This is a genomic window from Deltaproteobacteria bacterium, from assembly GCA_003696105.1.
Lineage (GTDB): Bacteria > Myxococcota_A > Polyangia > Haliangiales > J016 > J016.
This window is the reverse complement of sequence record RFGE01000005.1, coordinates 1-22,812: the sequence shown is the minus strand read 5'-3', so window position 1 is coordinate 22,812 and position 22,812 is coordinate 1. Positions and strand designations below refer to the sequence as shown.

Annotated in this window: 16 protein-coding genes; 6 read left to right on the top strand and 10 right to left on the bottom strand. The window is 69.2% G+C overall.

Annotation, left to right across the window (positions count from 1 at the left end; translation table 11 throughout):
• Position 1: 1 nt before the first annotated feature.
• Both D6689_00305 and D6689_00300 read left to right on the top strand, forming a co-directional pair.
• The gene (locus D6689_00305) at positions 2-1,645 is read left to right on the top strand and encodes a hypothetical protein (protein RMH45271.1); all 1,644 of its coding nucleotides are present in this window, start codon (positions 2-4) and stop codon (positions 1,643-1,645) included.
• Between the two features lie 279 nt (positions 1,646-1,924).
• Positions 1,925-3,970 (top strand): oligopeptide transporter, OPT family, encoded by a 2,046-nt coding sequence (locus D6689_00300; protein ID RMH45270.1) that lies wholly within the window; start codon positions 1,925-1,927, stop codon positions 3,968-3,970.
• A gap of 28 nt (positions 3,971-3,998) precedes the next feature.
• Here D6689_00300 and D6689_00295 read toward each other — a convergent pair whose 3' ends face one another.
• A complete protein-coding gene (locus D6689_00295) occupies positions 3,999-4,637 on the bottom strand; it encodes a hypothetical protein (GenBank protein RMH45269.1) in 639 nt (212 codons plus the stop codon).
• A gap of 74 nt (positions 4,638-4,711) precedes the next feature.
• Entirely contained in the window at positions 4,712-6,958 is a 2,247-nt protein-coding gene (locus D6689_00290) for an amino acid permease (GenBank protein ID RMH45268.1), read from the bottom strand.
• 336 nt (positions 6,959-7,294) lie between these two features.
• On the opposite strand from D6689_00290, the gene D6689_00285 reads away from it, so the two are divergent.
• Positions 7,295-8,491, top strand: coding sequence for a VWA domain-containing protein (locus D6689_00285; GenBank protein ID RMH45267.1), 1,197 nt, complete (start codon positions 7,295-7,297; stop codon positions 8,489-8,491).
• Here D6689_00285 and D6689_00280 read toward each other — a convergent pair.
• Genes D6689_00280 through D6689_00265 form a run of 4 tightly spaced genes read right to left on the bottom strand, consistent with a single transcriptional unit; the run spans position 8,453 to position 15,066 of the window.
• On the bottom strand, positions 8,453-11,716 hold the full coding sequence (locus tag D6689_00280; GenBank protein RMH45266.1) for an efflux RND transporter permease subunit: 3,264 nt from the start codon (positions 11,714-11,716) through the stop codon (positions 8,453-8,455). The genes D6689_00285 and D6689_00280 overlap by 39 nt on opposite strands.
• Positions 11,713-12,960: an efflux RND transporter periplasmic adaptor subunit gene (locus D6689_00275; GenBank protein RMH45265.1), complete on the bottom strand. Its 1,248-nt coding sequence runs from the start codon at positions 12,958-12,960 to the stop codon at positions 11,713-11,715. The genes D6689_00280 and D6689_00275 overlap by 4 nt, the downstream gene beginning before the upstream one ends.
• Complete coding sequence (locus tag D6689_00270) at positions 12,953-14,389, bottom strand: TolC family protein (GenBank protein ID RMH45264.1); 1,437 nt, start codon at positions 14,387-14,389, stop codon at positions 12,953-12,955. The genes D6689_00275 and D6689_00270 overlap by 8 nt, the downstream gene beginning before the upstream one ends.
• Complete coding sequence (locus D6689_00265; GenBank protein RMH45263.1) at positions 14,386-15,066, bottom strand: TetR/AcrR family transcriptional regulator; 681 nt, start codon at positions 15,064-15,066, stop codon at positions 14,386-14,388. The genes D6689_00270 and D6689_00265 overlap by 4 nt, the downstream gene beginning before the upstream one ends.
• 339 nt (positions 15,067-15,405) lie before the next feature.
• On the opposite strand from D6689_00265, the gene D6689_00260 reads away from it, so the two are divergent.
• Positions 15,406-15,744, top strand: a complete 339-nt coding sequence (locus D6689_00260) for a hypothetical protein (protein RMH45262.1) — start codon at positions 15,406-15,408, stop codon at positions 15,742-15,744.
• 327 nt (positions 15,745-16,071) lie between these two features.
• On the opposite strand, the gene D6689_00255 is transcribed toward D6689_00260, so the two are convergent.
• The 3 genes from D6689_00255 to D6689_00245 form a co-directional block, all read right to left on the bottom strand.
• Positions 16,072-18,819, bottom strand: a complete 2,748-nt coding sequence (locus D6689_00255; protein ID RMH45261.1) for a hypothetical protein — start codon at positions 18,817-18,819, stop codon at positions 16,072-16,074.
• Positions 18,820-19,149: 330 nt separating this feature from the next.
• Positions 19,150-19,398 carry a hypothetical protein gene (locus D6689_00250; protein ID RMH45260.1) on the bottom strand — a complete coding sequence of 83 codons (249 nt, stop codon included), beginning with the start codon at positions 19,396-19,398 and terminating at the stop codon, positions 19,150-19,152.
• Between the two features lie 56 nt (positions 19,399-19,454).
• A complete protein-coding gene (locus D6689_00245) occupies positions 19,455-19,676 on the bottom strand; it encodes a hypothetical protein (protein ID RMH45259.1) in 222 nt (73 codons plus the stop codon).
• A gap of 252 nt (positions 19,677-19,928) precedes the next feature.
• Between D6689_00245 and D6689_00240 the strand changes: the two genes are divergently transcribed.
• Complete coding sequence (locus D6689_00240; protein RMH45258.1) at positions 19,929-22,115, top strand: tandem-95 repeat protein; 2,187 nt, start codon at positions 19,929-19,931, stop codon at positions 22,113-22,115.
• 30 nt (positions 22,116-22,145) lie between these two features.
• Positions 22,146-22,478, top strand: coding sequence for a hypothetical protein (locus tag D6689_00235; GenBank protein ID RMH45257.1), 333 nt, complete (start codon positions 22,146-22,148; stop codon positions 22,476-22,478).
• Between the two features lie 10 nt (positions 22,479-22,488).
• Here D6689_00235 and D6689_00230 read toward each other — a convergent pair whose 3' ends face one another.
• Positions 22,489-22,812 (bottom strand): hypothetical protein, encoded by a 324-nt coding sequence (locus tag D6689_00230; GenBank protein RMH45256.1) that lies wholly within the window; start codon positions 22,810-22,812, stop codon positions 22,489-22,491.

Sequence of the window (22,812 nt, the reverse complement as noted above, 5' to 3'; positions counted from 1 at the left end):
CGTGTCCGCGCTGAGCCCCGGAGCCGTCGTCGACCAATACCGCATCGAGGCGTTCATCGGCGCCGGGTCGATGGGCGACGTCTACCTGGCTCGCGACGTACACCTCCATCGCAAGGTCGCGCTCAAGATCTTGTCGCCGCGACATCGCGACAACGACGAGCTGCGCCGGCGCTTCGGTAGAGAAGCGCGCGCCGTGGCCGCGATCCAGCACCCCAACGTCGTGCAGGTGTTCACGATCGGCCACTACGACGACCGGCCCTACATCGCGATGGAGTTTCTCGATGGAATCGACCTGGCCACGAGCGTCGACCGCGGTGGCCCGTGGCCGTCGTTGCCGACGGCGCGCGCGCTGGCCGACGCAGCGCGGGGGCTGCAGGCGGCCGCGGCCGCCGGGCTCATCCATCGCGACGTCAAGCCGTCGAACCTCGTGCGGCTGACCGACGGCTCCGTCAAGGTCACCGACTTCGGACTCGCCAAACCGATCGATCCCGGCGACGAGCCGGCGCTCACGGCCATGGGGGTCGTCGTCGGAACGCCGGACTTCATCGCACCGGAGCAGGCGCGCGGCGAGGCGATCGACGCGCGAGTCGACATCTACGCGCTCGGCGGCACGGCGTACTTCATGCTCACGGGGATGCCGCCGTTCCGTACGGGCATCGCCGCCGAAGACAGGTATCTCAAGGTCGTCGCGCGACACCTGCGCGAACCGCCACCCGATGCCGCGCGCGACAACCCGAGCGCCGACCGCGAACTGGCCGGCCTCGCGCGGGACATGATGGCCAAGCGGCCCGATGACCGCCCGTCGTTTCGCGACATCGTGGGCCGACTCGAGCGCATCATCGCGCGCCTCGAGGCCGAGGGCGCGGCGGACCGCGTGCCGTACACCGGCGACAAGCGCGGCGCGGCCCCCACGCCGCTCGTCGCGCGCCCCGCCGTGCTCCCCCCGGCCGGCGGCGACCTCGGCGCCGCGGCGCCGCACGCGAGCGCCGGCGATGGCGCGGACGACGCGCCCGCGGAGCGCACGGGGCCGGCGCAGCCCGCCGGCTCCGACTCGCTGTCGATCGTGCGTCCGCGCGTATCCCGCGCGCTGGTCGCGATCACCGTCGCGTCGGCCGCGGTGTTCGCGACCGGGCTCGGGCTGCTTCTGTTCGGGCCGATGCCGGAGCCGCGGCTGTCCGCGCCCCGTTCGGCCGACGCGGCTCCGCCGCCACCCGATGCCGAACCGAGCGCTCCGCCCGTTCCCGACTGGGCCATGGGCGTCGCGCGTCCGGACGGCACCCCGTGGTTCTACATCGGCCGGCGGCCGGTCACCGCGGGCGAATTCGCCGCCGCGCTCGGTCGACCGGCGCCGCCCGCCGCCGCCGCGGACCGCCCCGTCACCGACGTGTCCTACGCCGATGCGGTCGCGTATGCGCGGGCGGTCGGAGGACGCCTGCCGACGGCCGAAGAGTGGGAGAACGCGGCGCGCGTACCGGGCATCCGGTTTGGCGGGCGCACGATGTGGGAGTGGGTCTACACCGCCGATCCCCGGCGGCGCGCCGCGGTCCGGCGTCCGCCGGCTCGGCGTGCGACCCGCCCCCCGCGCGGCCACCGCGACGTCACCTTCCGGGTGGCCTTCGACCTCCGGCGGCCCGCGGCCCGCTGACGCGAGCGCCCTCGCCGGCCGCCGCGCGCACGACCGCGCCAACTCGTTGCACTCGCTCCGATCGGCTGCGGCGGTGCAGGAGCCGTCGCTGTCGACCGAGGCGTTTTCCCCGCTGCCACCGGCCGCACGGCCCCGGCGGACTGTCGCGCGCGCGCCCGTGTCGTCCCCGCCGGCGCCGCCGACGTCTCCCCGCGCGTTCCGGCCGAAATTGGGGGAATCGGCTTTGCGAACGGAGACCGGTGAGTACAATGCGCTCGCCGCGCGCGCAGGGAGTTGTACATGACGCAACCGACGCCCCCCGACACCGAGCCGGTCAAGCCATACGTTCCGGCCGACCGAACGCTTCCGGAAATCACGGTCAAGGCCGTCGTGCTCGGCGTGCTGCTGTCGGCCATCATGGCCGGCGCCAATGCCTACCTCGGGCTGAAAGTCGGCATGACGGTGTCGGCATCGATTCCCGCCGCCGTGATCTCGATGGCCGTGCTGCGTTTGTTCCGCCAGTCCAACATTCTGGAGAACAACATCGTCCAGACGGCGGCGTCGGCGGGCGAGTCGCTGGCGGCCGGCGCGATCTTCACCCTGCCGGCGCTGATTATGCTCGGCTACTGGGCCGACTTCGAGTTCTTGCCGACGATGCTGATCACGCTGTGCGGCGGCATCCTCGGCGTGCTGTTCACCATTCCGCTGCGGCGGGCGCTCATCCTCGAAGCGGGGCTGAAATTTCCAGAGGGCGTCGCGACCGCCGAGGTCCTCAAGGCGGGCAGCGAAGGCGGCGGCGGCGTGCGCCTGATCGCCGCCGGCGGCATCGCCAGCGCGGTGGTCAAGCTGTGCCAGACCGGACTCAAGGTGATCACGAGCAAGGTCGACGTCGCCATGACCACCGGTGCGTCCGTGTTCGGGATCGGGTCCGAACTCGGCCCCGCATTGCTCGCGGTGGGCTACATCGTCGGACTCAATATCGCTGTCCTCGTGTTCGCCGGTGGCGTGATCTCGTGGGTGTTCGGCATTCCGATCTTCATGGCCACCGCGGATCCGGATACCCTGTCGCGTATCGTCGGCGACGCGACCGGCTTCGATGCCGCAGCGGCCGTGTGGTCGGCAGAGATCCGCTATATGGGGGTTGGCGCGATGGCGACAGGTGGCCTTTGGGCCCTCGTCGCCCTGATCCAACCCATCCGCGACGGCATCCGGTCGTCGATCGCGGCAGTGCGACAGGCGAAAAGCGGCGCGGGCGGCGACGTTCCGCGGACCGAGGTCGACACCCCCATCCACATCGTGTTGTGGGGAACGATCGCACTCGCGGTGCCGATCTTCTTCGTATTCCTCATGGTGGTCGACAAGGACGCCATCGGCATCAGCTCCGCGCGCCATCTGGCGACCTTGTTGGTCGGCGTGGGCTTTGCGTTCTTCGCCGGGTTCCTGTTCTCGTCAGTCGCCGGGTACATGGCGGGGCTGGTCGGTTCGTCGAACAACCCGATCTCCGGGGTCACGATCGCGACAATCCTCACGATTTCGCTGATCCTGCTGTGGCTTCTCGGCTCGTCGGTCGACTTCTCCGTCGACGCCTCGAAGGCGACCGCGGCGGCGGCGACGGCGATCCTCGTCGGCGCGGTCGTCTGCTGTGCCGCGGCGATCGCCGGCGACAACATGCAAGACCTCAAGGCGGGACAGATCGTCGGCGCCACGCCGTTCAAGCAACAAATCCTGCAGATGGTCGGCGTCGCGGCGGCCGCGCTCGCGCTCGCGCCGGTGTTGAGCCTGCTGTTCAACGCCTACGGGCTCGGCGACGTGTTGCCCCGCGAGGGGATGCGCGCCGCAGATGCGCTGCAGGCGCCCCAGGCGACGCTGATGAGTTCGGTATCGTTCGGCGTGCTGCGCGGCGGGCTGCCGTGGGACATGATCGGCATCGGCGCTGCGATCGCGGTCGCGATCATCGCGGTCGACAAGCTGCTCGAGGCGCGCGGCAGCTCGTTTCGCACACCGGTGCTCGCCGTGGCGGTGGGCATCTACCTGCCGATCGAACTCACGACACCGATCCTGGTCGGCGGCCTCGTCGCGTGGGCGGCCGGGCGCGCGCTCGCAAAGGCGAGCGCCGCCGACCGCGATGCCGCGGGTCAACGAGGCCTGTTGTTCGCGTCGGGGCTCATCACGGGCGAGGCGCTGATGGGCATCGGCCTCGCGGTGCCGTTCGCCGTGGCGCAGGACACCAACGTCTTGGCCGTCCACCTCGGTTCCGCGTGGGAACTGCCGGCGAAACTGATCGGGGTTGCGCTGTTTTGCGCATTCGCGGCATGGCTGTACCGGATTGCCCGCCGCGCCCGCTAACCGGTTGGTCGACCGCCCACCGCCCCGGTCACAAACTCGCCGCGACCGCCGGGTCGATGATGTCGGCCTCCAGCCGATCGAAGATCACGTGTTCGACTCGATCCTCGGCGGTGCCGGCGGCGGACCGCTCCCGCCCGTACACGTCCAACGGGCCGGCCGTGATTGCCCCCGCGGCCGCGTCGATCGTCACCGGGCTTTGCGTGACCGCTGGCGCCGCAGAACTTCCCGGACACGTGCTCAGCACGTTTTGGTGATCGACGTCTGCGAAATACCGAAAACTCACAACGGCCTCACCCAGCGACGGATCGCAGCCGATCGGCGACGGCTGCGGCGCGTCTTGCCCGTACGCGATGACGATCTCGTGATCGCTGTCGGTCCCGCGACCTCCCGAGTGGTCGGGAACGACGTCGAAGAAGCGCACCTGTTTCGTGCCGATCGCGTCGCCGTCTCGGACCTCGACGCAGCCGAGTTCCAGCGTGCGGCCCGCCAGCACGCCATCGACCCGCGGTGGCTCCGCGTAGTGCTCGCGGATCGTCGCCGTCAACCGCGCCTGTGAAAACGGCTCGATGTCGCCCGGACACGTTCTCGGCCGGTCCGTGTCGTCCAGAAAACACGCGACCGACTGGACGGCTGCCAGCGCCACGAGTGCCAGCGGAAGCGTACGCATCGGTTGTCAGCATAGTCACCGTGCGGCGACTGGCAACCGCACGCCGCGCGGTGTCGGCCGCGGGCGCGCGCCGATCACGCCAGCAGGTCGGTCTCGCCGTTGGACGCCACCAGCAGCGTGGTCGGCAGGCGGTCGAGCAGCGAAGCGCGCGCGTCAGCGAGGTACGCCGAGAAGCCGACGACGTCCTTGTCCGCCATGCCGAGCAGCACGAGATCCGACGAGCCCGACGTCTGGGCGATGAGATCGGCGATCGGCTCCTGTGACAGGATCACCTCCACCTCGACCGACAGGCGAGCCGCTTCGACGAGGCGCGCGAGCCGGTGCTCGGCGACGATGTGTTCGTCGGCGCTCCGCACGACCTGCAACATGCGAATGCGCGCGTTGCGCCAGTCGGCATGCTGGCTCACGAGGTACGCCAGCAGCGCCAACAGCGACCCGTTCTTCTGGCCTCCCCACCACACGTCGATCCGACCTCGCCGCGCGTCCGGTCCCGTCGGCGGCCCGTGGTGGATCACGACGTTCAGATCGAGCGCGCCGAATGTCTCCACCCGGCGCGCGGTTCGCATCCGGCCCGCCTCGTCGGAGCGGCCCGGCAACCCGACGAGCACGGTGTTCGGCCGCAGACTGCCGATCGAGTAGGCTTGGACGATCACGTCGAGCGGCTCCTCGTCGGGTGGGCAGACGACGGCGTCGGCGAACCCGACGATGCCGTTTTCGTGGAGCAGCGCCTTGATGTGCTCGGTCCGTTCGGCGCGAACGGCTGCGCGCGCGGCCACGTCGCGGTCCGCGTAGTGGCTGATCTCGAGCACCGAGAACAGCCCGCGGCCGCATTCGAGCCACGCGCCCGTGCGCACCAGCGTGCGGTCGCGCAGCGCATCCTCCGTGACGACGGCCAGCACCGGCCGCCAGTTCTTCGGATCGGGCTTGGAGCGCTCGAGTGCGAGCAAGTTCTCGCGGGTGCGCGAAAAGATGTAGCCGCGCGTGGCGTCGGCCCAGTGCGCCTCCTGGCCGCGCAGGTACAGGTAGATCGCTCCAGCGATCGCCATCGCAACCAGCGCGTACGTCTCATTGATCTTGACCATCGCGATCGCGCAACCGATTGCGCCGGTCAGCGCCGCCGGCCAGCCGAACAGGCGAATGCGCGGGCGAAAGCTCGGGTTGCCGCCACGCGCCTCGACGAACGCCGACAGGTTGATCATTCCGTAGGCGATCAGGAAGAACATCGAGATCACCTCGGCGACGGCGTTCAGGCCCCCGGCCCACACGATCGCGACCGCGATGAACAGGCTCAGTACCGTCGCGCGCCGCGGCTCGTTTTCGGGGCCGTGCCCCTTTGCGAAGGGTCGGAGCGGCCGAATCAGGCCGTCTTGCCCCATCGCCTGGAGGATGCGCGGCGCGCCCAGGAAACTACCGAGCGCCGACGACAGAGTCGCGGCGAACACACCGAGGACCATAAGCGGCCCGAACAGGCTCATGTCCTGCAGTGCGCCAAACGGATCGGCGATCAAGCGGTCGCGCCCCTGGCTCCCCGCCAGAAACACCAGTTGGAACAGGTAGATCAGCCCGGTGAACGCAATCGCCGCGAGCGTGCCGTTCGGGATCGACCGCCCCGGGTCCTTGAGATCGCCCGACATGTTGGCGCCGGCGGTGATGCCGGTCGCCGCCGGGAAGAAGATCGCGAACGCCGCCCAGAAGCCGATGCTGTCGGGTGCCGCGCCCGCGTTGGCCGCGAATCGGTCACCGTCGAACGACAGCGCGCCGCCCGCCAAAAACGCCGCGCACGAGGCCAGCAGGATCACGAGGATGTAGAACTGGGTCTTGAGTGCGAGGTCCGCTCCCTTGAACGTCACGAAGAACAGACCGAGGATGACGGCCGTCGACACGAACTGCGGCAGCCGCCACGCCTCGACCGTGACGGCGAGTTCGGAGCCCTGCGGCGCGAACAGCCCAAATAGCGCCTCCGTAAACCCGATGACGTAAAACGCGATCGAGATCGCCTGGGATACGAACAACGTCAGTCCGACCGTCCCGCCGAAATCCGGCCCCAGCGTCCGCGAAATCATGTAGTAGACGCCCCCGGTGCGGATCTCCGTGTTCGTCGCGATCGCCGACAGCGACAGGGTCGTGAGCGTCGTGATCGTCTTGGACGCCGCCAGGATGATGAGCGCCTGCCACACGCCGACCTCGCCGACGACGTAGCCGGAACGCATGAACATGATGACGCCGAGGATGGTCAGCACGCACGGCGTGAAGACCCCCGCGAACGTCCCGAACCTCGCCTGCGCGTTACCCGCGTCGGTGGTGCTCAAGGTGCCGGACACATTACCATCGGTTCGATTTCGGCCCGCGCGCGGCCGCGCCCGATCACGCCGCGACGGACGGTACGCCGAACGATCGTCGACCGGGCGGACGTCGCCTGCGGCCGCTCGCTGCAGCCGCGATGCGCGCGGGTCGTCCGCGCAAGCCCCGGATCCCGAAACGGCACCCCGTCGGGGATCCGCCGAAGCTCTGTCCCGGCGGCGCGATGACTCCGGGACTGCGCGCCTCGGTACGGCGGGGCCATTCGTCCCCAGCGACCGGACGACCCGCGCCGCCCGCGCGCAGACGGCCTACATCGCCGCCGGTGTCGGCCTTTCGGCGCGGCCCCTCGATTGCATATGCTGACGGATCGGAGGTCCGCCATGCCCCGTATGCACCTTTGGCCATCGCTCGTCCTCGGTGCCGCCGCCGCCGCGTGCGGCAGCGGCGACATCGGTAGCGGCAAACCCGGCCCGTGTGACGTCGACCCGCCGGCACCCGATTGCGCGACGGTCTGCGCGAGCGACATGGACTGCGCCGCAGGCTACTACTGCGGCCCCGGCGGGACGTGCACCGCCGACTGCACGCCGGGCGGCGACGAATGCCCGCCCGACCACGCCTGCGACGCGACCGGCCAGTGCATCCCCGTCGGCGGAGGGCCGGACGCGGGCGACTGCCCGAGCATCACCGTCGACGTGGCCCCGCAAACGCCGACGATCTGGCTGGTGATCGACCAGTCCGGCAGCATGAGCAGTGACTTCATGGGAGTGAGTCGCTGGCAGGCGGTCACGGACGCTCTCGTCGACCCCGTCGACGGCGCCGTCAAGAAGCTCGAGGACCGCGTCCTCTTCGGCGCGAGCCTCTATACCAGCAACGGCGGCAACGCGGGCGGTACCTGCCCGATCCTCACCGAGACCCCGCCCGCGCTCAACAACTACGCGGCGATCGATTCGCTCATGCGCACGCACGGGCCGCAGGGCGACACACCGACCGCCGAGTCGATCGCGGCCGTGGCGGCGGAGTTTCCGGCACCCGATCCCGAGCGACCGGCACCACAGGCCATCCTGCTCGCGACCGACGGCAATCCCGACAACTGCGTCGACCCGGACGCGCACAACCTCGCCTCGCAGATGATGTCCGAGTCGGCCGTCCAGCAGGCCTACAGCCAGGGCATTCAGACCTACGTCTTGAGCGTCGGCGACGACGTCGCGCAGACCCATCTGCAGAAGCTGGCCAACGCCGGCGTCGGACAGCCGCTGGATACCGGCACCGCGCCCTACTACGTCGCCAACAACCCGGCGCAGCTCGTGGATGCCATCAACGCGATCATCCGCGGCGTGCGCACCTGCGTGTTCGAGCTCGACGGCACGGTCGACCCGGCGCAAGCATGCAGCGGCACGGTCACACTCAACGGCACGCCGCTCGAATGTGGCGTCGACTGGCAGCTCGTCGACGAAAACACGCTCGAGCTGCTCGGCAATGCGTGCGACACGTTCTTGACCACCGACGAGGTCACGCTAACCGCCGAGTTTCCCTGCGGCGTCGTGGTGCTGTAGCGCGCCGGCCGGCGGTGCGGTCGCCACTGGCCCGGCCGGCAACCCCAGGAGGCGGAGCAGCCCGCGCCGGACGTCGTCGACGATGGCGTACAGCGCCGGCACCATCAGCAGCGTGATGAACGTCGCGAACATCACGCCGAACCCGAGGCTGATCGCCATCGGCACGAGGAACCGCGCCTGAACCGACTTCTCGAGGATCATCGGCATCAGCCCGAAGAAGGTGGTGAGCGACGTGAGGATGATCGGACGGAACCGCCGAAGGCCCCCCTCGACGACGGCGTCGAACATGGACAGCCCCGTCGCCCGAAACTCGTTGATCGCGACGATCAGAATCAGCGAGTCGTTGATGACGACGCCGGCAAGCGCGACGATCCCCATGAGGCTCATCAGGCTCAGGTCGAAGCCCATCACGATGTGGCCGATGAGCGCACCGACGAAGCCGAACGGGATGACGATCATCACCACGAGCCACTGGACGTAGCTGCGGAACGCCATGGCGAGGAGCGCGACCATCGCCACCAGCGCGACGGCGAATCCCTTGAACAGCTCCGAGACCGCATCGCGGCGCTGCTCCTGCTCGCCACCGATGCGGTACGTCAACCCCGGGTATCGCGCCGCGATCTCGGGCAGCACTTCGGACATGACGGACGCCGTGACCTTCTCCGCATTCGAGACCTGCTCGTCGACGTCGGCAAGAACGTCGACCACGCGGCGGCCGTCGACCCGCTTGATCGCGGTGTACGCCCGGTTGCGCACGATCTCGGCGGCGCGGCCGAGCGGCATCTCGCCGCCCCCCGGGGTACGAACGATGAACTGCTCGAGGTGGTACTCCGAATCGCGCTCGTCCCGCGGCAGACGCACGTATACCTTCACCTCGTTGCGGCCGCGTTGCTGGCGCAATACCTCCGCCCCGAAGTACGCCGAACGCACCTGTCTCCCCAGGTCCGCCGCCGTGAGCCCGCGCGCGAGCCCCTCCGGTTTCATCCGGAAGTCGAGTTGCTCCTTGCCGACGTCGAAGCCGTCGTCGATGTCGCTCACGCCTTCATAGACGGCCAGACGTTGCGCGAGTTCGCTGGCCGCCGCTTCGATCACGTCGACGTCCCGATGCGATAGCTGAAAGTCGAGAGCCGGGCCTGCTCCGGCCCCGGTCGAGTACGAAAACCGAAGCGACTCGACGTTGACCAGGTCGCCGACCGTGCGGCGCCAGACGCGCACGAAGTCTGATGACGTGAAGTTCCGCTGCTCGGCCGGCACGAGACTGACCGCGACCTCTCCGAGGTGCCCCGCGGTCTTGCCGAACGACCCCGCCGGATCGCCCACGCGAGCCATGGTCTGGGCGCCGACTTGCGCGAACACCCCCCGGCTGATCTGCTCGCCGCCGAACTGGTCGATGGTCTGCTGCGCCGCGCGCAACACCGTCTGCACCGCCCGGCGCGTATCGTCGACGGACGAGCCGAACGGCAGCCGGATCTCGGCTGTGATGTTGTCCTGCTCGATCTTCGGAATGAACGTCTGTTCGACGCGCCCTCCGGCGACCAGTCCGAACGCGGCAATCAGGAACGCGAACGCGACCGCGATCGTCACGTAGCGGCGGCGCACGGCCCGCCGCAGCGTGGGACCGTACACGTGCTCGACGAACCACTCGACGCGGCGGCTAAACTGCTGTTGCCGGCGGTGGATCCAGCCGAACACGCCCCGGTGGCGGGTCGGCACGCTGTGGGCGAGGTGCGCCGGCAGGATGAACAACGACTCGAACAACGACAGCAGCAGCACCGTGATGACCGTGATCGGAATGACGCGGAAGAACTTCCCGGCCGGCCCCGGCACGAACAGCATCGGCGCAAACGCGATGCACGTCGTCACGACGGCGAACACGACCGGGATCGCGACCTCGCGCACGCCGTCGATCGCGGCGCGGATGCGCGACGCGCCCTGCGTCCGCCGCAAGTAGGTCGCCTCGCCGACGACGATCGCGTCGTCCACGACCATTCCGAGGACGAGGATGAACGCGAACAGCGAGATCATGTTGATCGTCACGTCGGTCATCGGCAGGAAGAACAGCGAGCCGATAAACGAGATCGGAATCCCCAACGTCACCCAGAACGCGAGTTTGATCTCGAGAAACAGCCCGAGAATGAACATCACGAGGACGAGGCCGATGGCGGCGTTCCGCATCAGCAGGTTCATGCGCGACGCGTACCACTCGGACGTGTCGAGCCAGATCGCATAGTGCATGCCATCGGGCAGCTTGCCCTCACTGCGCGCGATCAGGTCCTTGACGGCGTCGGACACGGTGATCGGTGTCTCGTCGCCGACGCGAAACACGTCGATGATGGCCGCCGGCTTGCCGTTGAAGAACGCTTCCTGGTCCGTCTCGGCGAACCCGTCCTTGACCACGGCGATGTCCCCCACCGTCACCTTGCTGCCGTCGGGCCGGCTGATGAGCGTGACGTCGCGGAACTCATCCCCCGTGTCGCGGCGCTCGGCCGTGCGCAGCAACACCTCGCCCTTCGGCGTCTTGATGGCGCCCGCCGGCAGTTCGACCGCCTCCTGGCGAATTCGCGCCGCAATCGCATCGAGCGTGAGCCCGTATTGGCGCAGCTTGTCCTGCGGCACCTCGATGCTGATCTCCAGCGGCCGCACGGCCGACATCTCGACGTAGGTGATGCGGTCGTCGGCGAGCAACTCGTCGCGCGTGCGCTCGGCGAACGCGCGAACCGCTTTCGCGTCGCCGTCGCCGTAGACGACGAGGGACAAGACGCGAGTCCGGTTCGCGAACAACGAGATCGTCGGCTCCTCGATGTCCTCGGGGAACGACGCAATTCGCGCGACCGCCGACTCCACGTCCGACAGAACGCGCTCGGCGTCGTGGCCGAGCAATACCTCGATGATCACGACCGACTGGTTCTCGCGCGAGTACGAGCTGACCCGCTTGACGCCGTCGATCCCCCGCACGGCCTCCTCGACCACCAGCGACACGCCCTTTTCGACCTCCTCGGGGCTGGCGCCCGGGTACGGAATGGACACGCTGATGATGTCCAGATCGAACTCCGGGAACACCTCGCGGCGGATCTTCGACGACAGGATCAGCCCGCCGGCGACGAGCGTCAGCATGACGACGTTGGCGGCGACCGGATTCTTGGCCATCCACGCCAGCGGCCCGCGCGCCCAGCCAGGTGTACGAGCGCCGTCGGCGCGATCCCGTTCGGACCGGGTCTCGGTCATGATGCGTCCTTCTTGGTGGGAACTTTCGCCGGCTCACCGTCCGCCGCCGCCTCGCCGTCGGCGGCGACGCGAACGCGCATCCCCGGAATCGGATCGGATATGCGACTGACGATCACGCGATCGCCCGCGTCGAGGCCGGCGGTCACGAGCACTTCCTCCGGCTCGCGCCACGCGATCGTGATATCGCGCACGCGCAGGCGGCCGTCGCGATCCACGACGAAGACGTGGTCGCCGTCGCGCAGCGCGACGCGCGGGACGGCGACCGCGCCGTCGATCGTGCCGGCGTCGACGAAGACGTCGACGTAGGCGCCGATGAGGATCGGCAACGGCTCGGCCTCCGTCGAGTCGATGCCGAGTGGGTCTCGGATCTCGACGAGCACGCGCGCCATCCCGCCGGTCGGGTCCAGGTCGCCGAGCAGGCGGACGACGCGCCCGGCGCGCGTCACCTGGCGTTCGCCGACCTGCTGCACGATCCGCGCCGGCGCGCCGTCGTCCGGCCCCCCGGCGTTGACCCCGGGCACGCGGATTCGCGGCACGTTGTCGATCGGGATGGCCACCTCGACCCAGAATGCGTCCGTGCCCACCAGCGTCGCGATCGGCGACTGCGGACCCGCGAGCTGACCGACCTCCGCCTGCTCGGACCGGACGAGCGCGTTGAACGGCGCCCGGACGACGGTCCGCTCCACGGCGAGCTTGGCCTTCTCCAGGCCACTGCGCGCTGCATCCACCGCCACTTTCGCCGTCCGCAACTGCGGCTCGCGCAGGGCGAGCGTCGCGTCCTCCGCGTCCGCCTCGCCGAGCAGCGCCCACTCGCGTTCCGCCACCTTTTTGCGACTGCGCTCGATCTGGAGCTGCAGCTCGGCCTGGTCGACGTTGGCCTCGAACTGGCGTACGGCGAGTTCGTAGTCGCGTTTGTCGATGCGGATGAGCGGCTCGCCCTTGCGCACGCGACCGCCCGGCACGAGGTGCGGGTTCTGCCACACGATGCGCCCCGACACCTCGGGAGACACCGCGGCGACCCGTGCCGGGATGACGCGCCCGTTCGCGCGCACTTGCACGGCGCGATCGACGCGGTTCACGGTCACGACTTCGACCAGCGGCCCGCGATCGTCGACCTCCTTCTTCTTGGGGGCCGGCTTGGTCGCCTTGAGGGCCGCAAACACCGCGATCCCCGCGGCAAAGATGGCCACGGGGACGACGACGCGGCGGATGCGGCTGCCGAGGGTCGGTGATGGTTCAGTCATGTCGGCTCTCTCGCGCGAGTTGGGACGTCCAGGTGCCGCCGAGCGCACGGCACAGTTGGATTCGGTAGGAAATGAGTTGGCGGCGCGCGGCGAGCAGTTGCTGCTCGCTCGCGTGCAGTGCGGATAGCGCGTTGAGGACGGGCAAGAAGTCGGTGAGGCCGTCTCGATAGCGACTTCGCGTCTCTCGCAGCACGCCGCGGCTGATCTCGACCTGGCGTTCGAGTTCCGCGATGTGCGCGGCCTGCCCCTTCTCCAGGGCGAGCGCGTTTTCGACCTCGAGCAACGCGGCGAGCAGGATCTGGCCGAACGACGCGGTCAACTCGTCGACGGCGGCGCGCGCGCGATCCGCCTCGGCGGCGCGCCGCCCGCCGTCGAACAGCGGACCGAGCAGGTTGCCGGCCAGGTTGTAGAGCGGCTTCGCGATCAGATCGGTCACCGACTTGGCGGACGAAAACACCTCCCCTTGCAGCGACAGCCGCGGCAGCCGCGCGGCGATCGCGGCGGCGTAGCGATGGTCTGCCGCCTCGACGCGCCGGCGCATCGCGCGCACGTCTGGGCGGCGCAACAGCAAGTCGGCGGGGACGCCGGTACGCGGCAACGGCGGCAGGGCAGGCAGCGTGTCACCCGGATCGACGTCCAGCGACCCGGGCGCGACGCCGACGAGCAATGCCAGGCGGTGCGCCGCTACCTGCTCGAGTGCGTCCGACAGGGCGAGCTGAGCGCGGACGGCGGCGACTTGCGAGCGGGCCTGCAACACGTCGACGGCGCTCACGCCGAGGCCGCGCTCGAACCGCAGCTTGACGAGCTCCACGAACGTCTCGTTGGTCTGAAGTTGCTGCTCGAGCAGCGCGCGGCGCTGGCGTTGAAGCACGAGGTCGAACCACGCCTCCGCGGTCTCGGCTGCAATCGACAACGCCATCGCCTCCAGGTCGTCGCGAGTCGCGGCGACGTCGAGGCTGGCGGCGTCCGCCTGCGAGCCGATCCGGCGGAACAGGTCGACTTCATATGCCGCCGACGCCGACACGCGATATTGGTTCTGCGTGAACTCGAACGTGTTGGGGCCGAAGAACACGCGATTGGACGCGCGTTGCGCCGAGGCGGACGCGTCGATCTGCGGCCACTGGCCGGACGCCGCCTGGCGGGCGACCGCCCGCGCCTGCTCGATGCGCGCGTAGGCCGCTCGCAGTTGGAAGTTGCCCGACAGGGCGCGGTCGACGAGCGCGTCGAGTCGCGGGTCGCCAAAGTCGCGCCACCAGCGCTCCGGCATCGGCGCGTCGCCGCCCCGGCCGCGGTAGGCGTCGCCGAGCGCGACGGGAGGCGCCGGGTTGTGGACCACTCGGTGCGGAGAACACGCAAGCGCGGCCAGTGCCACGCCGGCGGTCACGACGCGTGCGGGCGAATGCGCCCGGCGAACGGTTGCGGGGATCATGTTGCGGGTCCTCGTGTCGGGCGGAGCGAGTCGAGCACTCGGTCGAGGAACGACGGCACGAGCGACTCGAAGTCGACGTCGCGATCGATGCGGCGCAGCAGTTCCTCGCGGTTCGCGGCGAGCAGCAGCATGCCGACGGTCGCTCCCCACATCTGCATGGCGAACTGCGCGGGTTCTACGTCGGTCGCCACCGAGCCGTCGCGCTGGCCGCGTTCGATCGTCTCGATGGCGATCGCAAACAGGCGCTGGATGCAGCGGCGGTACTCGGCGTAGTTGCGGGTGTCCGGGTCGATGCGCGCGTTCGACAGCATCCACGACATGCCGAGGCGGAACTGCTCGGCGTGGTCGCGCGCGAACTGCACGTAGCACCGGCCCAGGTCGCGCAACGTGTCGAGTCCGGACTTCCCCGACGACGCGACGCGTTCGTACTCGCCGACGAGCTGCGCCAGCGTCCGCAGGCAGACGGCGACGTACAACTCATCCTTGCTGCGGAAGTACAGGTACAGGGCACCCTTGGACAGCTCGCACGACGCCGCGACCTCGTCCATCGTCGCCTGCGCGAACCCCTTTGCGAGAAACACGCGCTCTGCCGCGTCCAGAATGTCGCGCCGCCGCTCCTCGCGCTCGCGCTGTCGCCTGGATTGTGCCGCCATGCCGAAGACCTGACCGTCGGTCATTTTATGACCATAAGTTACTGACCAGCGGTCATTTTATGACTCCGGGTTTGGATGTCAACACCGGTCGCCGAGTTTCGTCGCGGCGCTGCCACCGCGCCCGACGCCTCGGCGATGCGGCGCGCCGGCCCTGCCGCACCGCGGCATCGTCTCCGGCGACCGGCTTCACCCCGGGGGCCGCCCGGGATCCACGCCGACCCTCAGGTCCACGCGCCGCGGATCGGCGCCGAGCCTGACGGCGGCGCGCGCTCGGCTGCTTCCCGCCGCCCTCCGCGGCGCCGCAGCACCGGCCCTGGCTGTCCGCCCGGAGCGCCGCCGGAACTCGAAGGCGCGTCGATCTACGTGGCCGGCACGCGCGGCGACGGCATCCCGTTCGTTCTGCGGTCCGACCGCAGCGACGAGTTGCGGCTCGACGCGGTCGACGGCGCGTTCCCGATCGACGCGACCACGCACGCCCTGTTCGTCGCGTTCGACGGCGCCGGGCTGTTTGCCGGCGTGGACCTCGACGCCGCCGCGGTCGGCGACGACGGCGTCATACGGATCGAGGACGGCTCCAACGACGCGCTGCTCAGCGCGTTCGAGGCCAACCTCGACGCGGCGACGCGGCTGTTCGACGACGACGACGGCGACGGCGACCTCGACGCCGACGAGCGCGATCCGGACGACGTCCTGGCCGAGTAGCGGTCGCCTCACCAGCGTGCGCCGCGGCGACGTCGCCGCACCGTTCCCGCGCGTCGTCGCTCCGCCGCGCGACGTACGCCGGCGCACGCCCGTCCGCTATCCCCCTCGCGCCGCCACCGGCATTGGACGCCCGCAAAAATGGCCACCCTCCTGTCATGGCCTTGCTCGTCGCACCAACTGCGGCGGCGATCGAGGCCTGCGCGGCGATGCCGGCGTTTCACGAGAGCGCACGCGTACGGCACTCGCGGCGCTCGTGCGGCGAACTGTGTTCGGCTCCGACCCGGCTGACGAGTGACGCGCTGCCGGCCGGTCACCGGCGCTCGCCCGCTACCAGTACACGCGCACCAGCAGCGACCGCGTCGCGGCGCCGCCGTCGACGACCAGCGAGGCAGCGGCCCCGCTCGCGTCGGCGATCGCAAGCGTGCCCGGCCCAGTGACCCACGCTGCCGCCGAGCGCCCCGCTTCGTCCACCCTCGCACACGGCGGGTCAGGCGTCGTCCCACACTCCGCCAGCGCTACACCATCGTATGTCAGGGTGACTCCCGCGCCCGGCACCCGCTCGTGGTCGAGCGCGTAGCGCAGTTGTCCGCCCACTTCCTCGAACGCCCCATCCGCTCCCAGGTAGACGCGAACCTCGCGGTCGTCCCCGACGTCCGCCAGCGTGACGACGTCGCCGCGGGTCGCCGGCGCAAGCGACTCGATCGTATCGGGCAGCAGCACCAACACGGTGCCCGCGCGTGCATAAAGAGGGATCTCGGTGACCGGCGCGTCGACCGAAATCGTCACCGGGCCCGCGACCGGCTCGCCGCCGTCGATCGGCAGCCACGTATCGGCTGGCAAGTACACGTCCCGCGAGGTCGCCCCTTCGACGACGACCGGCGCGACGAGCAGCCGATCGCCGAGAAGGAACTGATCGGTTGGCGTCCACGCGCGGTCGTCATCGGGAAACGCCAGGGCCATCGCACGCATCAGGGGCGCGCCCGTCGCGGCCGCGGTCTCCGCGAGTGATGCCAGATACGGATACAGTTGCGTGTGCCACATCGCCCACCGCTTCCAGTGCGCCAGCGTGTCCGCGTCCCGGCGGAAGTTCCAATTCTCCGCCGCGCGCCGCCCGTGGTGGGTTCGCATGATCGGGCTCAGCGCCCCCACCGTCGTCCACCGGAAAAACAGTTCCTTCGTGCTGGGCGGGTTCGTGTTGCCCTGGACGCCCTCCGCATCACTCGACCACTCCGAATACCCTGCAATATCGCTGCCGTAGTACGGAATCCCCGAAACGCCAAGGCCGATTCCAATCGGCAGCACGGTCGGCAGGCCGTCGTTCGGCTCGAACATCGTCGCCTGATCCGCCCCCCAGAACACGATGTGATCGATGGCCTGACTGCCGGTGTAGCCGCTGCGGACGAACGCGATGCGATCCACGCCGTCGGTCCGTTCGCCGAGTACGCGCTCGTTGAGTTGTTGCCAGAGCACCGGATAGCGGTTGTGCGCCACGAGCGGATCCAACCCCGCCGCGTTGTGCACGTCCAGCCGCATCCATTCCCCGTAGTCGGCCATCCACCCGTCGAGCCCCGCGTCGATGGCCGCCGCCATGTAGCCGGCCATCCAATCCACCGCCGCCGGGTTGGTCAGGTCCACGAGAGTCGCGGCCAGACCGAGGCGTGGAGCCGAGAACGTCGCCGTCGCTCCCGTGTCGTCCGTAACGAAGTACCCGCCGGCGACCCCTTCCTGGTAGTGGTCGCTCATATAGCCAGCCCCCGGGTTGTCGACATACGCGAATGTGCTGAAGTAGCCGAGGAACTTGAACCCTGCGTCGTGCAGTTCGTCTGCCAACGCGGAGAAGTCGGGGTACAAGGTGTCCGAGGGCGTCCAATTGTGGTCCAAAAACAGGTTGGTCGCATCGCCGCTCGACCCGGCCCAGTCCTCCGTCCAGATCGCGGACGACGGGATGTCGTTGTCTCGCAGCACCGCTGCGACCTCGCGGACGGACGCGCTGCCGCCGACCGCGTCGTTCCACGGCCCGAACACGAACGGCGGCGGGGCCTGCCGGCGACCTATCAGGTCCGTGTGGCGCCGAATGACATCGAGAGGGGCCGGCCCGTAGAACACGTACAACGTCGCCTCCGGCTCCCACGCCTCGTACCGCCACGCATCGGGATGCTCGTCGGGATCGCACAGCGACCACACGCTGCGCCGCTCCGTTGCGCCGAGAATGCCGTATCCCGCGCTCGACAGGAAAAACGGTATGGCGACGCCCGTCTGATGGCGAGTGCCGCGAATGAACCAATTGTCGGGTTGCTCGTCGACGGGAACTTTTCCGTTGCCCTGCTCCGTGACGAACATCGGAAACGTGTGGCCGCGATGATCCACGTCGTGGGTCTGCGCTCCGAAGCCGAGAAAATGCTCGTCCGGACCACACGCGAATGCGATCGTCGCGCGATCGGCGCCGTCCCTGCGCAGCGTCACTTTGATCGTGTGTTCGCCGACTTCCTCGATCACGCCGGCGCCGCCGGCAAACGAAAACGTCACCCGCTCGGCCGTCGCCTCGATGTCGGTGAATCGCTCCACGCTCCGCCACGGCTCGGCGTCCTCCATGAACCGAAAATTGCCGAGTCCTTCCTGCCACGTGAACGTCGCGTTCCGAAACGCAGCGGCCCCAAACGGTGCCGCCGCGTCGCCCGGCATGCCGGCGAGAAACACGGAACCGGACGGGTCGACAAACGAGATCTGCGCCGGCGCGTCCTGCACGCGCACCGTGAGCCCCGCAAGCGGCGCGTCGACGATCTGGGGAGCGGCGTCGACCGCTCCCGCGTCCGGCGGCTGCCCCCCACCGCCGCCGCAGCCCGCCACTGCGACCAGCCACGCGATCGACAAATCTCGGACCCATCTTGCCGCCCCGCCGCCAGCGTCGCGTCGGTCGCGAATCCTCCGGGCGGCGGCCTGCACGTCGCCGTCACGTCGCGGCGTCGCTCGCGGGCAGCGGAGTTCCGTCGGAGCCTCGCGCGGCGCTGTGCCCTGCATGATCGGACTCAATCGTGCCCAACTCGAGGGCGACTTCGGCGCGTTCATCGACCACATTGGGACCGCATTCTACCGGCACGCACCGCACGTGAACAGCGGAATTCTCTGTGGCCAGTTGGCAGCCCCTACCTGGATTGATTTCCCCGAGGTTGGATCCTCGCGCGACCGCGAGTGGCCGGCGCCGATCCCCGTTCGGTTGCCAACCACCATGCCCCACGGGCCCCGTCCGGCCCGTAGCCGATGACGCGCACAGTGATCGAGATGATCCAGCAATGCGAGCCCGAATCGGATCAGCGGTCAGGCCAAGCCATCGAGTTTCTCGACAGCGGCTTGGCCGCGCCGACGCACGTCTGCGCGTTACCCGAGGCGGACTCGCCGCCCATCCGATCAGCCGACGGACTCGAGCCACTGCACGGCGAGGTCAACCGTCGCACGCGCGCCGCCGGTGCGTGTCGGGACCGCCCAAGCGCGCTGCGCTCGATCACCGCTGTCGCGATCCACGCGACCTCCGCCCGGGCAAGCCGGCGCTACCTGAACATGGCCCTGCTCGACATCGTTAACGGTGCCGTCGCCGTGGCAGTAGATCGGGCCGGCCAGATCGGTCGCGAGGAGCGCTCCCCCGATCGCGATCAACACACGACGCGGGACGCGATCTCACCGAGCTGTTGCGGTCGCATCGGCGCGACCGCAACTCACCGCTCGCCGCGGCGCTTCGCCGCGTGTTGCAAGAGGCGCGCGACGACCTCGCCCCGGACCTCGCGCGCGCCGGCTACGCCGACTGGTTCGCGCGCGACATCGATGCATATGCCGACCGCATGATCGGCATGACGCTGAGCGCCGCCGACGCCGTCCTCGACCGCCGCGTGCGCAAGCCGCGACGGCGCCGCCGGCGCGCGCCCCCCCGGCCCAAGCACCCGCCCCACGCATATTCTCAACTGCGCGTACTTGTGATAATAGAGATCGTTGCTCGACCCTTGCGGGGGCATGGGGGGTGAGCCTCGTGTGACGGGATGTGCGCCCGCGAACCGTGTTCGCAGGAGGATTCGTAGCGATGAAGTCTGCTCGGAAGTCTGAACTCGTTCGCGCCATCGCCGCGTTCGGAGCGGTGGCGCTCGGCAGTCTCACCTGGAGGCGACGACGCCAATCGCCCACCCGCGGGACAAGACGTGAGCGTGACGACGGAAGAAGACACGCCCGTCTCGATCTCCGTGTCGGCGACCGATCCCGACGGGGACGCCCTGACGTTCACCGCCACCGAACCGGCCCACGGCACCCTGTCGGGAACCCTGCCGGACGCCACGTATACGCCGGACCCGGATTTCAGCGGCGACGACTCGTTCGCGGTGCAGGTATCGGACGGCGAAAATTCGATCGTCGTGATGGTCGACGTCACCGTGACCCCAGTCGCGGACGCGCCGGCGGCAAACGACGACACGTTCGCCGGGCGAGAGGACACGGACCAACTCATTCCGGTCGTGGCGCTGCTGGCCAACGACTCGGACGCCGACGGTGACACACTGACGGTCACCAGCGTGGCCAACGTGCAACACGGAACCGCATCCCTCGAAGACGACTTCGTAGCGTTTTCGCCGGCTGCCAATTTCGTGGGCGATGCGACCTTCGACTACACCGTCTCCGACGGCGACGAAACGGCCACGGCCACGGTGACCGTCCGTGTTGGCGGACAGAACGACGTACCGGTCGCCACCGACGACACGGTATCGACGGACGAGGACACCGCGGTCACCATATCGGCAGCGACCTTGCTCGCCAACGACTCGGACGCTGACGGCGATACGCTCACGATCGACGCCGTCGGCAACGCCGACAACGGGCAGGTAGGAATGTCCGGCGGCGACATCACGTTCACCCCCGCGGCGAACTTCTCGGGCACCGCGCGGTTCGACTACACGATCACCGACGGCATGGCGACCGCGACCGCCACGGTCACCGTAACCGTCAACAACGTGGACAACGACCCGCCGGTCCTCGGCGACGACGCGTTCACGACGGACGAGGACACTCCGATCGCCTTCACTGCCGCGGACCTGCTCGCGAACGACTCGGATCCCGACAGCGATCTGTTCATCGTGCGAATCAGGTCGCGCGCGAGCGCGAGCCGCTCCCCAGGCGCGGAGTCGTACCAGATCGGCGATCTCGGACTGCTGGATCTGGACGTGGACGCGTTCGGCCGCGTCACAGGAGCGACGTACCGTCCCAATCCGAATGCGAACGACGACGTCGTCGATGGAGCCGGCGACGTATTCTACGTCACCATCAGCGATGGCCTGTTGTGGGAGCAAACCTCGACGTTGACCGTCCACGTCACGCCGGTCAACGATCCCCCGGTCACCTACGGTGACAGCTCGTCACAGGCGCTGTCCCCCAACTACGACGTCAGCCAGTTGATCGGGGGAAATCCGTTGCCGGCGTGGTGGCTCGGCCTCGACGCGGAGGACGGGATATCCGCGACGCTCGGCAACTTCGCGAACGCCGACAACTGCACGCCCACCCTGGACCCGGTGAGCAACACATGGAACCTCACGACCGGTCCGTCGGACGGCCTGTGCTCGTTCACCTACGACATGACGGACAGCGACGTCGCGACCACGAGCGACACGTTCAGCATCCACGTTCAGTCGACGCCGGTCTGCGGAGACGGCATCTCTCACCTTTCGGCCGAACAGTGCGATGACGGGAATACCATCGATGGCGACGGCTGCAGTGCCAGCTGCGCGCGGGAACGGTGCGGAGACAACGAGGTCAACAACCGGCGGCCCGCCCAGGTGTACGCCGTGTTGTTGCAGGTTCTCGGGACGACGCCGACAGGAGTGCGCTTGTCGGTCAACGGAACGGACGGACATCAGATCGTCAACCCGACATCGGGATGTAACTGGTCCACCGAAGAATACACGTCCGATCTCGCGTCGGCATTCGTCTCGGGCGAGAACGTCCTCACCGTCACCCCCGGCACCGCCAGCGCCGTGAGCAAAATCGACGTATGGCTTTGGGTCACCGACCACTGGGAGACCGTTCATCTTTTCGACGCGGGGGATCCGTCCTGTGCGCACGGCGGACTCGACGACCCGATCGACGTGCCCTACGAGTTGGGCGATCTCGAAGAGGAGTGCGACGGCGGTGGCGTCGACACGGCGACGTGCGACGCGGACTGCACGTTCGCGGTCTGCGGCGACGGCTATACGAACCCCAACGCTACCGTGCCCGAGCAGTGCGACGACGGCGGCGTCGACACGGCGTTGTGCGACGCGGACTGCACGTTCGTGGAATGCGGCGATGGCTATTGCAACGCCGAAGCCGGCGAGGACTCCACGTGGTGTAGCGATTGTACCTGACACGCCGCCATCGGCTACGGATCGGGCCGCGTGTGGCCGATCGAAACCGGACACGTCGTGCAGTGTGACCCGGCCGGCGCGCGGCGGCTCGTTCGCCGCGCGCCGGTCGGCCGACGTGTGCCCCCACTCGCGCGTCGGCATCGCTCGAAGCCATCGGTCCGTCGTCCTCCGATCGGCGCATGCAACCCGGACGCCCACCGGTCGCCGCACCCGCGGGCGCCCCGCGCGCCGCGCGCGCTCGCTCTCGCCCGGGAAGCGCGCGCGTACTGCGCGCGCACGCCGGAGGCGTTCGCGCACCACCTCGCCGCGGTCGACGCGTGGTTGCGCGACCACCGACCTCGGCGGGCGCGCGCCGCGCGATGACGGGCCCCGGTCAGAAGCCGGCTTCGGCCAGGTCGAGCGCCGACCGGTCGCCGAGCGCGATGATCGCCGCGCGCGACTTCACCAGCGGCACGACGGTCCGCGCGAAGTACTGGGCCGCGCGGATCTTGCCCTCGTAAAACGGCTTGTCGTCGTGCCCGTCGGGCAGCGCGGCGGCCTTGTCCGCGGCGATGACCGCGCCGTCGAGCAGCAGCCAGCCGACGCACGTCTCGGCCATCAGCTCGAGGAAGCCGTTGGCGAACAGCGGCACGAGTTCGAGCTCGCCGGCCTGGAACCAGCCGAGGAACTTCATCGCCGCGCCGGTGAGCGCCTCCAT